This window comes from Paraburkholderia sp. BR14320, assembly GCF_040948665.1.
GTDB classification, from domain to species: Bacteria; Pseudomonadota; Gammaproteobacteria; order Burkholderiales; family Burkholderiaceae; genus Paraburkholderia; species Paraburkholderia youngii.
The window spans coordinates 183,121-198,033 of sequence record NZ_JBFPKG010000001.1 but is presented as its reverse complement, the minus strand read 5'-3'; the positions used below and the strand labels follow the sequence as shown (position 1 = coordinate 198,033).

Sequence of the window (14,913 nt, the reverse complement as noted above, 5' to 3'; positions counted from 1 at the left end):
ACGGTTTCTCTGGCGGCGGCACACCCTTTGCTGCGATGAAACGGTCGAGTTCATTTCAAGAAAGGGGGACCCCTGCCATGAAGCTCTACTATTCGCCTGGTGCCTGCAGCCTCGCCGACCATATCGCAATGCATGAGGCCGACCTCACTTTCGACAGGGTTCGCGTCGATTTGAAGTCGAAGGAGACCGAAACGGGGGAGCAGTTCAATCAGATCAATCCAAAGAGCTACGTCCCAACCCTCGAGATGGATGACGGTCAGCGGCTTACCGAGAATGTCGCGATTCTTTCGTGGGTCGCACAGCGCAAGCCTGCGCTTGCGCCCAATAGCGAACCTGGCAACCTGCGCCTGCTCGAGATGCTCGCGTTCATTTCGACAGAAATCCACAAGCAGTTCGGCCGTGTTTTCAAGCCCACTTCGGATGCTGAAGCAACGGCAGCGCGTGAGAAGCTCGGTCAACGCTTTCAGTTGATCGCCACCATGTTCAAGGGCGATTACCTGTTCGGCAGCGAAGCGAGTGTGGCTGATGCCTATTTGTTCACCATGTTGCTCTGGGCTAAAAAGATGGGTATCGAAGTGCCCGAGAAATTGGCAACCTTTGCCGAACTCATGCGCGCGCGTCCGGCCGTCCAGCTTGCGATGAAGCACGAGGGACTGGAATGATGAAGCACCGACCGTCGCCGCGCCCGCTAATGATTGTCTTCACCGCCTCGTAAGGTCCACGCCAGGCAAACGCGGCGCGGCGAAAACCATCCGGTCCTCGCCGCGCGCGTCACGCCTTGCCATTCACTCGACGACGAACGTCGCTTTCAACGCAACCGCATTCGCCAGGTTGTAGACGTTCGGAGACGTCGCCATCACCGCGTCATGCACTTCCGCGAATTGCTCCCTGGTGCCGTTGCCCTTGATACGAACGGTGTAACGCAAACTCTCGTAGCCGTTCGCGACCTGCGGATCGAGCCCGAGAAACCCCCTCAGGTCGATGTCGCCTTCCGTTTCGATTTCGAGCGATTGCAGCGTGATCCCGCGAACCGCGCATTGCGCGACGTAGCCCACCGTCATGCACGCGTTCAACGCTGCGATCAGATGTTCCTGGGGATTCGCAAACCGGTTCGATCCGCCGAGTTCGCAAGGCTCGTCGATATCTATCGTGAATCGGCGCGGCACACGCTGGCCGCCGATCGAGAACCCGTCGACCTCCGCGCGACTATGCGTCTGGCCTTGCCAGACGGTCGCGACGCGCCAGCTGGTCGCGGCTTTCGACACATCGCGCCTGACGTCGTCGATCAGCGCGAGCAGATCGTCGACGTTGAGTCCGTTGACGATATGCGCTTCGGTAGGCTGTACATTGGCATTCATATTTCTCTCCTTTAGCTGGATGAGTCGTGTGCGTCCGCGCGCTCAATGCATCGTGGCGAGGACCGCCCGGATGCTCGTCCCCTGCTCTTCGGAGACGAGCCCATCGAGCACATCCGCGAAATGAGGATGATGCATACCGGAATGGAGGTACTGCCACCGGTAAGCGTGATGGAAATTCGCTTCGATCGACATGGCTTCGGCCTCGACTACGGCACGCCCGCAGTTCGCGATGAAATAGCGCGAGTCCGCTGCCGCCTGCACGCGCAAAATGCCGTCGAACGCGGTCAGCAGTTCGATGAACTCGTTGACCGCGTGATCGCGCGCCGCATCCGTCAGCGTAGCGTCGTGGCGTTTCCATTCGAGCTCGTCGAGAATCGCGTGCTGACTTTCTTCCTTCCAGTGGTAGAGAAATACATCTTTGAACAGCTCGGATAGCTGATCGTCAGGATGAATGCTCTGGCGGTAGTGAATCTGCGAGAACAGTTCGATATGCAGCGTCATGGCCAGCACCGCCCACGTGCTCTTGCCGAGGACCACGGCGGCAAGCGCATCGGGATCGACGTCGAAGCGATAACCGGCGGGCAGCGTTTCGCCGATCATTCGTTCGATGCGCCGAAACAGCGCCTGGTGTTTGAGCTCTTCGTCGCTGAAGCGCACCAGCGCTTCGAGCGCGACCTGATCGCCGAGCCAGTAGTCTCGGCTCACTTCCAGCACCTTGGCATTGATGAAGCGCTCGACCAGCCCGAATACGTTCGCGTAGGTGCGCCCCTGAATCTGGCTAACGAACCGCTTTTCCGCGTCCGACAGCGTGATGAAATCCGGCACCAGCGAGAGTCCGTCCGGCAAATACTTCTGGGACATATCGAAGGTACGGCCTCCGATCACATCACGGTCGATATCCCAATTGACCAATTTCGAAGCGCGAATGCATCGGGCGTAGCGATCGCGATCGGACAGCCGCAATACTGCGTTCATAAAAGTTCTCCCAATGTGGACCGCTGCGCGGTCCGGCGTTGAGCGTCGGTTCGCCGGGCAGAGCCAGTCGAATGGTCTGGCTTTCCGGCACGCTCAATTTACGATTGGGAGTCTGGAGGTTCTATGATCGAGTGGCCGCGCGATATGACTGAAACGCCGTTTCTTCTCGCTGCTTGCACGGATCGACAGACGAGGTCGTCGAGCCGGCACGGCGCCTCCTGGCAGACATCACCGGTCCGGCATTGCGGCGAGGCCACCCGGATGTTGCGCGGGCTGCGCTGATGTTGCCGCGCCGTTGGGCTGTCCCTTGCTCTTGCGCCAGCCGGCAGGCGGCATGCCGAATTCGCGTCTGAACGCGCGACTGAACGCGGCTTCCGACTCATAGCCAATCTGTTCCGCCACAGCGTTGAGCGGCTTGCTACCGGTCAGAAGTTCGTGCGCCGCAATCTGCATGCGCCATCTGGCGAGGTATTGCATCGGCGGCTGCCCCAGTAGATCGGCAAAGCGTTGCGCCAACGCGGAGCGCGACAGTCCCACTTTGCGCGCAAGCTCCTCGACGGTCCACGCATGCGCCGACTGCGCATGAAGCAGCGAAAGCGCGCGTCCAACGTAGCGGTCACGCACGCCGGCCAGCCACCCGGTCTGGTTCTCAGGCAGCGCTTCGATACAGTTGCGGATCGCTTCGACGAAAAGCAGTTCCGATAGCCTGGCAAGCACGATCGTGCCGCCCGCGCGCGACTCGGCCGCTTCGGCGGCAGCAAGTTTGAGAGACGACTCGAGCCATGCCGCGCGCGGATCCTGGCGCATGTCGATCTTGAAGAGTCGTGGCAGCGCCGAGAGCAGCGGATTGTTCAAAGTATCGTCGCAGGCCAGAAAGCCGCACACGATGCGCGTCACAGCGCCCCCGCCGCCATGGGACAGCGTCATCACTTCACCGGGTGCTGTCGCCATCTGCCCGGCCAGCAGCGAGTCCGACGGCACCGGAGATAAGCCGATCGCGCTGCCCATGATGTGCGTTTCCCCTTGGGGCACCACGATCAGTTCGCCGGCATGGACGTGAATGGCCGAACCGGGATCGCCGGCCAGCTTCGCCCAGCAACTCCCCTCTGTGATCAGATGATAGGAAACGACGCGCTCGGAAGGCGGCAAATAAGCGCCGCAGAGCGATGCATCGGTGCGGCCGATCAGACACCACGGCGCGGTGAATGTCCCGTTCAGAAACACGGCGCCGCTCAGACGAACGGCGCGCAGAACATCAGAGACTGCATCCATGGATAGCTCGCGTGAAATGCGATTTCCCGGGCGAGAAACCTGGCCGTCGCGCAATCGCGAGGACGGCCAAGGGCTACATGTTATACCCGCTATCTCACGCGATGACAAATTCCTTACCGATGTTTTCGCGAAGCTTATGAAGCATTTTGCGGATCGGCTGGAGACTCGCGCAATGCGTCGGCGAGAAGTGGACGATCGGTCAAGAAACATCGACTCACGGGCAGGACGGCAGCGGCTTGTCGCAGGCAGAGTTCACGACAGGAAGGAACATCACGGATCGACGTCATCCGTACTTCGGCAGTCAAGCCTTCCTCGGACTTTAGAACCTGGCGCGTCGCTGAACTGACCGCTTCGCGCGAACACTACAGCGTGAGATACCGATGAAAAGCCTGATAAGCCGTGCGATCTACCACCCGATCATTGCGCTTTCCGTTTTCTATCTGGTCGACGTTATGCATCACGTCGACTACAGCGTCGCCGGCGCGTTGCTGGTGCTGACCACCAAGACGGTCTCGCGTGTTTTAAGTCTTTTCAACAAGGGATAGACCTGGGATACGAAGCGGCGCCGTAATTCAGCGGTGACATAAAAGGTGCTGGCTGCGATCGGCAAATCAGCGAAAAGAGGCCAGAAAAATGGCCTTTTCGCGATGCAAATGCGCGGAGATGATCGATAGAATTTTCTGTAGCGCGTTACGCACCATGACGCGTCCGATATCTGTGGGATCGCGTTCCCACAGCGGATTTCCGGTTAATTCAGCATGACACGGCTCGCACGGCACTACGTCCCCGAACAACCGCAACACGTTATCTTGCAGGGAATCGCGGGCCCTGCATTCCTGGACGAGGGAGACTACCTGTACTTCCTCGCCTGTCTGGCAGACGCCGCGCGCGTCGCCGATCTGGCAGTCCACGCGTGGGTGCTCATGCCTGACGCGGTCCAGTTCCTCGTCACGCCTTCATACGAATCGAGCGTGGCCATGGCGATGCAGGCAGTGTGCCGCCGCTATGTCGAGACCTTCAACCGCCGCCATGGACGCCGCGGTGCGGTGTGGCGCGGCGGGTACCGGGCGACGGTGATCGAGCCCGAGCGGTATTTCCTGCTCACGAGCCAGGTCATCGATCAGGCGCCGGTGCGCAAGCGTCTTGTTGCCGACCCGGCAAACTACCAGTGGTCGAGTTGCGCGCACCACATCGGGTCGCGTGTGGATAGCTTCATCAAGGATCACGCGCTGTACCGGGCGCTCGGCAATACGCCGTTCGAGCGCCAACAGGCTTACCGCGATCTGGGCGCGCAGCCGCTCGACGAATGCGAGGTCGATAACCTGATGCAGGCGACGCTCAACGGCTGGGTGCTCGGCAGCGCCGCGTATTGCGAGTGGGCGGCGCGGACAGCCAATCGGCGTTTGATGCCACTACTGCTGCGCGACCGCCCGTCCACGGTTCGCACGGCACGCGCGCTCGCGCACGTGGGCTAAGCAAAGGAGAAACGAAACGGAATTCAGTCTTTCTGCTGTCCGGCCATTTCCGTCGCCACTTGAATTCCGTTGTCCAACGCGGTTTCCTCCAGAGCGTAAGCGATACCCGGTTGGTGGCGCACTTCCTTGATCACGTTCCGAGAACGGTCGATGTGGATGATTTCAAATGTGTAGCCACCTTCCGCTACCCCAATGGTTACGATCCGGTATGTATGGTTGCCTTTAGTGATCGTTCTAGTGGGCATCGATTCCTCGCGTCCGCGTCATGTTTCTCCTCCATCCGATAAGCCATTTCCTTCCCAAGTCGATTTGCTCGAAAAGCCTTCGACCAAACTCAGCTCGGCCAGCGTTCAATCTATGAAGTGAGGATTAAGGCAGGCTTAAAGTTTCGATTCGCAAATTGCGCGATTCGACGCATGTCGACGCAATACCCGTGCTGCCCCTTACATACAATAGCAAGGTCATCTTCTACGATCAGGTGGTGACTGAATGCACGGCTTATTCGTTCAAGGCGACAGGCAGTCGGTCCCGCAGCAGTCAACGCAATTGGCAAGTGTCGGTGGAATATATTCCTTCAACCATTGCAGCATCACGGGTCCGACCGTGAACCACGATGGAGGCAGCATGCGCAGAAGAAGCTTCTTACAAACAGGTGCCGCGGTTCTGGCAGTCGCGGGTGTGGCGCTGAGCGGGTCTGCGGTCACGATGAGTGACGCCGTTGCCGCCGAATCCAACGCATCGAAGCGGCAGGTCATCGATGCGAAGGTCAACGAGACCCTGGCGCGGCTGTTCGAGACGGTCAAAGGTTCAAGAGAACTCGTCGACAAGGCGAACGGCGTACTCGTGTTCCCGTCCGTGCTCAAGGTCGGCTTCATCGCGGGTGGCCAATACGGTGAAGGCGCTTTGCGGGTGCACGGGAAATCGGTCGGCTACTTCAAGACGATATCGGGCTCGTTCGGCTTACAGGCGGGCGCGCAGTCGAAGGCCATGATCTTTCTGTTCATGACGCAAGAGGCGCTCGACAGCTTTCGCAAATCCAATGGATGGTCGGTCGGTGGCGAAGGTTCGGTCGCGCTCGTGAAGGTCGGAGCGAACGGCACGATCGATACGACAACGGCCACCGAACCCGTTCAGGCGATCGTGCTGACGAATTCAGGTCTGATGGCTGACGTGTCGCTGGCCGGCACGAAGGTTTCTCGACTGAAAATCTGACGGCATTGCTTGCGGCGTTTGTCTGACAGGGCTTTGCGCTCGTCGCGCAAGGCCCCGGATTTCACGCGCAACACATCGCAGCTCGCATCTGTGCGAACCCCTCGCGGTAGCGCGCGGCGAGGTGTGTGGCCGTCCGCCCCAACAACGCCCGGTCGATCGTCAGCGCATCGAGCATTGCTTCCGAAAGCGCCTCGATCCCGACGCTGCCCGGCACGCCCGCTGCCTCCCACGTCGCGGCAAACGCGGACTGTTTCGTCGCGTCATGCGCGCGCGCCGGATGAACGAAATTCACCCGCGGCACGCCGAACGCCATCGCGACGATCCGTCCGTGCAGGCTGCTTCCCGCATAGGCCGCGGCATCGGCGATCAGTGCGCAGATGTCCCATATCTCCAGCGAACGGAAGAGTTGAGTACGCGAGACGTTCATCCGTGCGGCAATCCGTTCGTAGCACGCCATATCGTCATGCCAGGGCGCGGCACCCGCTCGGAAAAAGACGCTACCAAGCCCGCTCTCGTTCGACACGCGATCGAGCTCGCCCGCTAGCACACCGAGCGTTCTATCGTCGCCGAAGTCCGCACTGAACTGCACGGCGACATATCCGTCCGGAAACGCCCGCTGCAAATTCGCCACGCCGCTCCGCTCTTTGCGAGCGCGAATGGTCGCGCCGAACAACTCGGCCACCATCACCGCCGGGTCCGGCACGAGCCGCGCGACAATGCCCGCCGCGGCGAGCCCATTCTGCGTGTGGACGTCGCGCACGCTGACGTCGTCGGCTTGCGTGAGCTTCGCGAGGACTTCTGCTCGCATGCAGGGGTCCAGCCGCTCGACATCGACGCCGCCAACCGCTTGATAAATGACGCTCGACGCAAAGGGAAACATCTCACGGGACGCCATGTAGGGAGCAAGCGCATCGAGACCCGTCAGCGCACGTGCCCATGCGCGTCGCTCATCGTCATGTGCATCCAGTCGCGCGATGATCTTCCGTGCCTCGTCCCGCGGCAGCAGCATCACCGCCGCCTCCCAGTCGCCGCAAGTCAGGATCTCGCCGCCTGCGTGCACGATATGCACGCGGTCCTTGCCGCGTTCGGCGGCCAATTGCGCGAGCGCCTGTACAGCGTGACCGCCGTGGACGCGCAGGTCGCGCTGCGCGAGGCCGGCGAAGATCACGTCATCGCGCGCAAGCAGTCTTGCGACGACGTGAGGGAACAGCAGATCACCCAGGTTGTGGCGATCGAAGGCGCCGAACAGCACTACCGCATCATGTTTTCCAGTGTCTCGCATCATGATTTGCGACCGACCCTCTGCGAAGGGCGGCTACGGTGCTCACCGGGATCCTCTGCGGCGCCACCTGCCGCCGCACCGGCCGGAGCCCGCCGCTTGTCGCGCCATTCTTCCACCTGCCACGCAATCAGCCCCGGCAGAAAGACGATGATGTCACGAAAACGGCGCGCACCCGCGAGCGCGAGGGATAGCTGCGGAGGAAAACCAAGCACCGTACCGATTAGCAGAAACCCACCTTCCTGAACGCCGAGCGCGCCAGGCACAAAGAACGCGATGCTGCTGAGCGCCTGGATCAGCGACTCGAGCACGAGTGCCTGCAGGAAACCTGCTTTGGCCGACAGAAAATAGAGCGCGAGCCATAGCTCGAGCGCGGTCGCGATGCATTGGAGTGATTGCCAGATGAGCAGGTAACGGATGATCACGCCAGGCTGATGCCAGAGTTCGCTGATCGACTGATCGATGCGCACCGACTCGCCGACGACCGAGCGGAATTTGCCGCTGGTGATGCGATTGAACAGCTTCGTCAGACGGGCGAACGGACTCGCGCGCTGCACGAACGAAAACGCCAGAAGCAGAACCGCCAGAATGGCGATGCCGCCTCCGAGCCTGGCCGCAAGGTGCAACGCCGCGGCGCCCGCATGGGCGATCAGATAGCCGATTGCCGCAATGGCGAACAGCATTTCGCTGATCAGCGTCAGTTGCAGATCGACGACGAGGCTCGCCATGGCGGGGGCCGGCTCCATGCCCCATTTGCGCATCATGCGAAAGGTCACAACTTCGCCGCCCACTCGGGCGACGGGCAACATGCCGTTCACGGACTCCCGAATCCAGACGAGGCGCAGCACGGCGAACAGATTCGGGCGTATCGGGCCGCGCATCAGCATCTGCCAATTCCTCGCGTTGGCGAGCATCGGCAGAACATGGACCATCCCTGCAAGCGCGAGCCCGGCGCCGGCCGCGCGCATCAAACCGAGCACCTTCTGCGCGTCGACGTGCCACACGAGCCAGACGGCAATAGCCAGGCCGGCAAGTGCGGCAACCCGGGCGAGATATTTCATAAGCTGGTGGCAGCATCCTGTCGGATGTTTTCAGGTATCGAACCGCGAGCCTCGGTTCGAGCTGCCGCATAATTCGTTCCCCGCGCCGGGAGAATGCTGTGTTATCTGCTGTCTGGCACCAGTCAACGGACCCTTGCGAACGCACGCAGCACAGCATCGCCACGCGGCGTCACGTGAGGAAGCGGGAATCCCGAGCCAGCTGGCTCATTCGCGATCAATTGCAGTTCGCGCAGCGCGCCAAGTTCTACCCGATCCGAATCGATTCGTTCAGGCGCATCCTTCAACAGCAGCAGCGTGGCCACTTCGTGCGGGCTCAACATATCGCTTACCTCGCGGCGGGAAGAACAACGGGTGACCAGATCCGGCCACGGCTGCATCGGCAGCACGCGAGAACCAGACCCGGCAGAATTTGTGGAAGCTTGTCGCCTATCGTGCCGACGAGCGGCGTGCGCGAGGCGGACTTCCGCGTTCCGGCGTGTCGGGGGTCGGCTTTGCAACGCGCTCGAGAATGGCACGGACCATTTCCTCTAGGTCTGCTTCGGCGACGGACTCGCCGTCCCGCTGCTCCTGCGGCGGCACGAGGTCCTCGCTCAGCGTCGCGTCGATGCTCGTTGCGCAGGCCGGCTGCTCAGCGGACATGCTGCCCTCGTGGAGCTTGTGCCCGTCGTCGTGATTGCTGCCGGCGCGACACGGCGCGATGGTTTCCGACGCGATGTCCATCCAGCCGCGCGTGTAACCGGTGAACTGCAGGACGAGCCAAGGCATCACATCGGCCTGGCGTCTGATCAGCTGTTCAGGTGTCTGGGCGCGCAATAGGCTTTCCCAGTGCAGCGCGGCACCTGTGACCGCGGACCTGCACGCATCGACGTTCAACCTCATCAGCGCGCAAAAGCCGGCGACGAACTGGTTCGGCAGTTGCGACACGTCGGTCGAAACGGATAGGGCAAATGGCATCTGTTTTGGGCTGCTCACGGGATATCTCTCAGGTTCTCGCGGACACGGTGATCGCTGCCACTGCGATTCGTGAAGGTCGTTCCCACGCCGGGCCGTCGGTCGGGCAGACGGTCTGAAGCCGTCTTAGAGCAGTCATTCTAACTTTGTTAAGTCGAATTCCAATTTTCGAGAGCCAGGGAGTTTCCCCGATATGTGGGAAATGCGCGCTTATGATGAGCGGGCGAGACGTGCGCGAGGCAACCGCAATGGCGAGCGCCGGGCGACCGGGCGGGTGCCAGGTACTTGCGCCTGGCACCGTGCTTCGAGAGGGAGTTTGCGGTCGATGAACCGCCAGGAGCGGCGAGACTTAATGCACGGTTCCGAAGAACAGCTGCGCAGCCTCCTCCGGCGTCAACCCCGCTGCGAAATAGGCCTCGAGGCGTGTGGCCTTTGCATCGTCGAGCAGAAACGGCGGCCGTACGAGGCCCACTGCGACGGCATGGTCATACCATCGGCTTATCCACGCTCGCAATTCGATTTCACGCGCCGATAGCACTTCCATGCGATGTTCTCCCATCAGGTGTACCCGCGCGACGGGTTCGTTCGAAAGCAATGGTCCAGCTTCATCGACTACTCGCTGATCAAGCCGTGCCTGATCGCGTAACGGATCACCTCCGCGTTGTTCGAAAGACCCAGCTTTTGCATTAGCCGCATCTTGTGCGTGCTGATCGTCTTGGCGCTGAGCGAGCACGCTTGCGCGATGTCATTGATGCTCCGGCCGCTGGCGAGCAGCTGCAGCACCTGAAACTCCCGATCCGTCAGGACTTCGTGCGGCGGCACGTCTCCCGCGTGCTTTTCAAAGACCATCGCGTCGACCAGTTTCGGGTCGATGAAACGTCCGCCGTCGGCGAGCTTACGGATTGCCGCCAGCAATACCTCCGGATCGCTGTCCTTGGTCACGTAACCGGTCGCGCCTGCCCTCAGCGCGCGCGACGCCACCTGCGCCTCGTTGTGAATGCTGAGCACGAGAAGCGGCAACCCGGGCCGGTCCGAGCGCACGCGTCGGATCAGATCGACACCGCTAATGCCGGGCATCGTCATGTCGAGCAACAGCAGATCGATGTCACAGCTGCGAAGTTTGTCGATCACCTCCGAGCCGTGGCCAGCCTCCTCCACCACGATCATGTCGGCGGTAGTTGCGATGATCTGCTTGAGGCCGCCGCGCACGATCGCGTGATCGTCGGCGATGAGGATCTTGATCATGTCCCGAATCCGAACTCGTGCGTGAGGCGCCCGATTGGTGAAGCCTTGCTCCGTTCATCTCGCAGGATTCGCGGCGGGCAAGTTCCGCCCGGCTAGGTGACCAGCGAAAGCGTCACCGGGATTTCTGCCCGATCGATCAATTCGTCGAGACGGTCGACGAGCTGATCGAGCGCCACGAACGTGCCGGCATCGAAACCTTCCGCATGATCGCGGCGCAGTTCCTTCAACGTCTGCTGCAAACGTCGTATCGCGACAGGACGAGTGTCGCGCAACGGCCAGCAAAACAGCAGGTATGTCAGCGGTGTCAGGCTGCGCGCCTCGCACCACGTTTCGAACAGGCGCTGGCAGATTCTGTCGATCTCTTGCAAGCGCCTGCGTCGGTCCAGAAAGTCCGCAATCATTTTGCACATCGCCTTTCGATCTTCGCAAGCCCCACCGATGATGGATGAACGGGCGATTGCATGCAGTCGTCGGCGGCTGCAAATGACTACGGCAAAGCCTGATCCGGAGGTCAGGAAATCCTGAAGCCTGCAACTGCGAGGTCGGCCGTGCGCCTGCTGTTGCACGAGCCGGCGACGGTCGGGAAGGATTTTCAGACGCTCCGGCGCCGCTCGGCCCCCACCCGCCGCGGACGTACGCGGCCGCTGAAATGTCGCCCGCGCAGCCTATTACAATGGTTGCTATCCAAAAGACGAATGCGACCGCCATGCACCTTCCTTCGAGCCGCCGAGCGCAAAAACGAACCGCACTGCCAGCCTGGATCGCCGCATGTGTTGCGCTCCTGTTCTTGCCGCTCTCCGTTCTTGCCCAGGACGAAAAACCCGGTATCGCCTTTTCCACGAGCGAGCCCGGCGCATCGCTGCCCGCCGGCTGGAAGAACCTGCCGGTGGTGCGAGGCAAGCCCATCACGCAATACACGCTGGTTCACGACGACCACACCACGGTGCTGCAGGCGGACGCGAACCGCTCCGCTTCTGCGTTGATGCACGAAGGGAATATCGACCTCGCGCGCACACCCGTCGTGGCATGGCGCTGGAAAGCAGAGGGGCCGATCGAGGGCGCCGATAACCGCGTCGCGTCGAAGGAAGACGCGCCAGCGCGGCTGATGTTCATGTTCGACGGCGACAAGAGCAAGCTGTCGATGTTCGACCGGGCGAAGATGGGGCTGGCCAAACAGCTGAGCGGCGAAGATCTGCCCTATGCGACGTTGATGTACGTCTGGTCGACCAACGCCGCGCCGGGCACCGTCATTGCGAACCCCCGCACGAACCGCGTACAGATGATCGTGGTCTCTGGTCAGCCCGGCGATGCGGGTCAATGGCAAAGTCTGCGTCGCAATATCGTGCAAGACTACGAGCGGGTCTTTCACGAACCGCCAGGGAGAATAACCGGCTACGGGCTGCTGACCGATACCGACAATACCGCTACCACGACGCGCGCCTGGTACGGCGATGTCCAGTTCCTTCCCGCGCCTTGAAACCCGGTGCCGTCGAACTGATCGAACCCGCCAGCACGACGCGGCTGGCTCGGTTCCTGAACCGATTTCCCGATCCTGCCCAGCTGTGGCATAACACGTGCTACGAGATCATATTCCCCAGGATCGCATAGCATGAATCAATCGAAACCCGGCGACTACCGAGCAACAAACGGCGCGCAAGGCCAGCCATCCATGCCTCACGACTGGGCGCAGCGATGGATCGACTCGGTCATCGACTACGCGGTCATCGGACTTTCGCCGGAAGGCATCATCCGTACCTGGAATGTCGGCGGCGAGAAAATTCATGGCTTTCTGGCTGACGAAGTCATCGGGCAGCGTTTCGACATTTTCCACACGCAGGACGATCGCGACAAAGGCAGCGCCGCTGCGTTGCTCGATATCGCCCGAAGCACCGGCCGCTCCGAGTCCGAAGGCTGGCGCATCCGCAAGGACGGGTCACGCTTCTGGGCCAATGTCGTGATCACCGCTCTGATCGACGACACGGGGCGTGTGCTCGGCTTCGGCAAGATCGTGCGCGACATGACGGACAAAAAGACCGCGCACGATGCCGTCGTCGAGAGCGAACGGCGCTTTCGCATGCTCGTGAACGGAGTGACGGACTACGCGATCTTCATGCTTTCTCCCGCCGGCATCGTCACGAACTGGAACGCCGGCGCGCGCCGGATCCACGGGTACAGCGCCGACGAAATCATCGGCTCGCACATGTCGCGCTTCTACACGCCCGAGGATGCCGCGGCCGGCCTGCCGCAACGGGGACTGTCGATCGCAGCCAGCGAGGGACGGTTCGAAGCCGAAGGGTGGCGGGTGCGCAAGGACGGCCGGCGCTTCTGGGCGCACGTGGTGATCGATGCGATCCGCGACGAAGAGGGGACGCTGGCCGGCTTTGCGAAAATCACGCGCGACATCACCGAGCGTATGGAAGCCAGCCGGATGCTGGAGGACACGCGCAAGGCGCTGTTCCAGTCGCAAAAGATGGAAGCAGTCGGCAAACTCACGGGCGGCGTTGCTCACGATTTCAACAACGTGCTGCAAATCCTGCGCGGCAATCTGGAATTGCTCGACAGCCGGCATTACCGCGACGAATGGACTCGCGAGCGCGTGGCAAAAGCGATAACGGCGGTCGAGCGCGGCTCGAAACTCGCGTCGCAACTGCTCGCGTTCGGACGGCGGCAGCCGCTACAGCCGGTCGTTATCAACCTGGCCTCCGCTCTTCGCGGCATGGACGATCTGCTGCGCCGGGCTCTCGACGAGACGATCGACGTGGAAACGGTCGTCGCCGGCGGCTTGTGGAACACGCTCGTCGATATCCATCAGCTGGAAAACGTGATCCTCAATCTGGCGATCAACGCACGGGACGCGATGTCCGAGGGCGGCAAGCTGACGATGGAACTCTCCAATGCGATGCTGGACGACGAGTACGTCGCTTCGGTGCCGGACATCCAGGCCGGCCAGTACGTGCTGCTGGCCGTCACCGACACCGGCACAGGCATGCCGCCGGACGTGGTGGATCGCGCTTTCGATCCTTTCTTTACGACCAAACCGGAGGGCAGAGGAACGGGTCTCGGGCTCAGCATGGCCTACGGCTTCGTCAAGCAGAGCGGCGGCCATATCAAGATTTACAGCGAGGTCGGGCACGGCACGACGGTCAAACTGTATCTGCCCCGCTCGACCCGGCCGGCAGTCGAATTGCCGCCACGCGTCACGCCGGCGCCCAAGGGAGGATCGGAAACGATCCTCGTCGTGGAAGACGACAGGAACGTGCAGTCGACCGCCCTCGACACGCTCTCGGACCTCGGTTACCGGGTCCTGAAAGCCGACGCCGCGGAGGAAGCGCTCGCCGTATTGCGCAGCGGCGTCCACATCGATCTGGTTTTCTCCGATGTCGTGATGCCGGGTCCGCTTCGCAGCACGGACATGGTCGCGCAAGCTCTGCGGCTGCTGCCGCATCTGAAGGTCCTTTTCACGTCGGGGTATACGCAGAACGCGATCGTCCATGGCGGCAGGCTGGACCCGGGCGTCGACCTGCTCAGCAAGCCGTACAGCCGCGAGCAGCTTGCGCATAAGATCCGCCAGGTGCTCGATGCCGGCGACCCGATACGCAGTAAGACTTCGCGCGATGCGGCGCTCGGCGGCCCTCTCACCCCGTTGCGTATCCTGCTGGTCGACGACGACGTGAATCTGGCTCAAGCGACCAACGAACTGATCGGCCTGCTCGGGCATTCGGGGAAATTCACGACGTCGCCGCATGAGGCGCTCGAGTGGCTGGCAAAAGAACCCTTCGACGTGCTGATCACGGACCTGCGCATGCCGGATATCGACGGTATCGAACTGGCGAAGCAGGCGACCGCGCGAGCGCCTTCACTGCATGTGGTGTTTTCGTCGGGATACGCAAACCCGCAATTGCCAGCGATGCAATTTCGCTGGACCGCATTGAGCAAACCGTTCACCATCGACGAACTCGCAAGGGTGCTGGCCGGCGTTCGTAAGCGGCAATGACGTGCACCTGCGCTCACCGGCGCGTCGGCGGGAGCCTTCCTCTATCTGACCTGTTCGCCCCGCCGGTCAACAGCGTAGCGCCGGCAGTGCT

17 protein-coding genes are annotated in these 14,913 nt (G+C 61.6%); 6 read left to right on the top strand and 11 right to left on the bottom strand.

Annotation, left to right across the window (positions count from 1 at the left end; translation table 11 throughout):
• Positions 1–77: 77 nt before the first annotated feature.
• On the top strand, positions 78–662 hold the full coding sequence (locus AB3X89_RS00970) for a glutathione binding-like protein (protein WP_368581386.1): 585 nt from the start codon (positions 78–80) through the stop codon (positions 660–662).
• 123 nt (positions 663–785) lie between these two features.
• On the opposite strand, the gene AB3X89_RS00965 is transcribed toward AB3X89_RS00970, so the two are convergent.
• The 3 genes from AB3X89_RS00965 to AB3X89_RS00955 all read right to left on the bottom strand — a co-directional run bounded on the left by AB3X89_RS00965 (position 786) and on the right by AB3X89_RS00955 (position 3,605).
• Entirely contained in the window at positions 786–1,358 is a 573-nt protein-coding gene (locus AB3X89_RS00965; protein ID WP_368581385.1) for an OsmC family protein, read from the bottom strand.
• A gap of 42 nt (positions 1,359–1,400) precedes the next feature.
• A complete protein-coding gene (locus tag AB3X89_RS00960) occupies positions 1,401–2,333 on the bottom strand; it encodes a hypothetical protein (RefSeq protein WP_368581384.1) in 933 nt (310 codons plus the stop codon).
• 228 nt (positions 2,334–2,561) lie between these two features.
• Entirely contained in the window at positions 2,562–3,605 is a 1,044-nt protein-coding gene (locus AB3X89_RS00955; RefSeq protein ID WP_368581383.1) for an AraC family transcriptional regulator, read from the bottom strand.
• Between the two features lie 380 nt (positions 3,606–3,985).
• Between AB3X89_RS00955 and AB3X89_RS00950 the strand changes: the two genes are divergently transcribed.
• Together AB3X89_RS00950 and AB3X89_RS00945 are read left to right on the top strand one after the other, a co-directional pair.
• Positions 3,986–4,150 carry a hypothetical protein gene (locus tag AB3X89_RS00950; RefSeq protein ID WP_368581382.1) on the top strand — a complete coding sequence of 55 codons (165 nt, stop codon included), beginning with the start codon at positions 3,986–3,988 and terminating at the stop codon, positions 4,148–4,150.
• Positions 4,151–4,363: 213 nt separating this feature from the next.
• Positions 4,364–5,080: a transposase gene (locus AB3X89_RS00945; RefSeq protein WP_368581381.1), complete on the top strand. Its 717-nt coding sequence runs from the start codon at positions 4,364–4,366 to the stop codon at positions 5,078–5,080.
• Positions 5,081–5,103: 23 nt separating this feature from the next.
• On the opposite strand, the gene AB3X89_RS00940 is transcribed toward AB3X89_RS00945, so the two are convergent.
• Positions 5,104–5,325, bottom strand: a complete 222-nt coding sequence (locus AB3X89_RS00940) for a hypothetical protein (protein ID WP_368581380.1) — start codon at positions 5,323–5,325, stop codon at positions 5,104–5,106.
• A 379-nt stretch (positions 5,326–5,704) separates the two neighbouring features.
• Here AB3X89_RS00940 and AB3X89_RS00935 point away from each other — a divergent pair, with 379 nt between their 5' ends.
• The gene (locus AB3X89_RS00935; protein WP_368581379.1) at positions 5,705–6,292 is read left to right on the top strand and encodes a YSC84-related protein; all 588 of its coding nucleotides are present in this window, start codon (positions 5,705–5,707) and stop codon (positions 6,290–6,292) included.
• Between the two features lie 61 nt (positions 6,293–6,353).
• On the opposite strand, the gene AB3X89_RS00930 is transcribed toward AB3X89_RS00935, so the two are convergent.
• The 7 genes from AB3X89_RS00930 to AB3X89_RS00900 all read right to left on the bottom strand — a co-directional run bounded on the left by AB3X89_RS00930 (position 6,354) and on the right by AB3X89_RS00900 (position 11,394).
• Positions 6,354–7,577, bottom strand: a complete 1,224-nt coding sequence (locus AB3X89_RS00930) for a polysaccharide pyruvyl transferase family protein (RefSeq protein WP_368581378.1) — start codon at positions 7,575–7,577, stop codon at positions 6,354–6,356.
• The gene (locus AB3X89_RS00925) at positions 7,574–8,632 is read right to left on the bottom strand and encodes a lysylphosphatidylglycerol synthase domain-containing protein (RefSeq protein ID WP_368581377.1); all 1,059 of its coding nucleotides are present in this window, start codon (positions 8,630–8,632) and stop codon (positions 7,574–7,576) included. Before AB3X89_RS00925 ends, AB3X89_RS00930 begins: the two co-directional genes overlap by 4 nt.
• A gap of 122 nt (positions 8,633–8,754) precedes the next feature.
• Positions 8,755–8,952 (bottom strand): hypothetical protein, encoded by a 198-nt coding sequence (locus tag AB3X89_RS00920; RefSeq protein ID WP_368581679.1) that lies wholly within the window; start codon positions 8,950–8,952, stop codon positions 8,755–8,757.
• 106 nt (positions 8,953–9,058) lie between these two features.
• Positions 9,059–9,604: a phasin family protein gene (locus AB3X89_RS00915; RefSeq protein ID WP_368581376.1), complete on the bottom strand. Its 546-nt coding sequence runs from the start codon at positions 9,602–9,604 to the stop codon at positions 9,059–9,061.
• A gap of 328 nt (positions 9,605–9,932) precedes the next feature.
• Positions 9,933–10,127, bottom strand: a complete 195-nt coding sequence (locus tag AB3X89_RS00910; RefSeq protein WP_368581375.1) for a hypothetical protein — start codon at positions 10,125–10,127, stop codon at positions 9,933–9,935.
• A 68-nt stretch (positions 10,128–10,195) separates the two neighbouring features.
• Positions 10,196–10,828: a response regulator gene (locus tag AB3X89_RS00905; RefSeq protein ID WP_368581374.1), complete on the bottom strand. Its 633-nt coding sequence runs from the start codon at positions 10,826–10,828 to the stop codon at positions 10,196–10,198.
• A 92-nt stretch (positions 10,829–10,920) separates the two neighbouring features.
• Positions 10,921–11,394 (bottom strand): hypothetical protein, encoded by a 474-nt coding sequence (locus tag AB3X89_RS00900; RefSeq protein ID WP_368581373.1) that lies wholly within the window; start codon positions 11,392–11,394, stop codon positions 10,921–10,923.
• 140 nt (positions 11,395–11,534) lie between these two features.
• On the opposite strand from AB3X89_RS00900, the gene AB3X89_RS00895 reads away from it, so the two are divergent.
• Positions 11,535–12,305 carry a DUF3047 domain-containing protein gene (locus tag AB3X89_RS00895; RefSeq protein WP_368581678.1) on the top strand — a complete coding sequence of 257 codons (771 nt, stop codon included), beginning with the start codon at positions 11,535–11,537 and terminating at the stop codon, positions 12,303–12,305.
• A 192-nt stretch (positions 12,306–12,497) separates the two neighbouring features.
• On the top strand, positions 12,498–14,822 hold the full coding sequence (locus tag AB3X89_RS00890) for a PAS domain S-box protein (protein WP_368581677.1): 2,325 nt from the start codon (positions 12,498–12,500) through the stop codon (positions 14,820–14,822).
• Positions 14,823–14,913 lie beyond the last annotated feature (91 nt).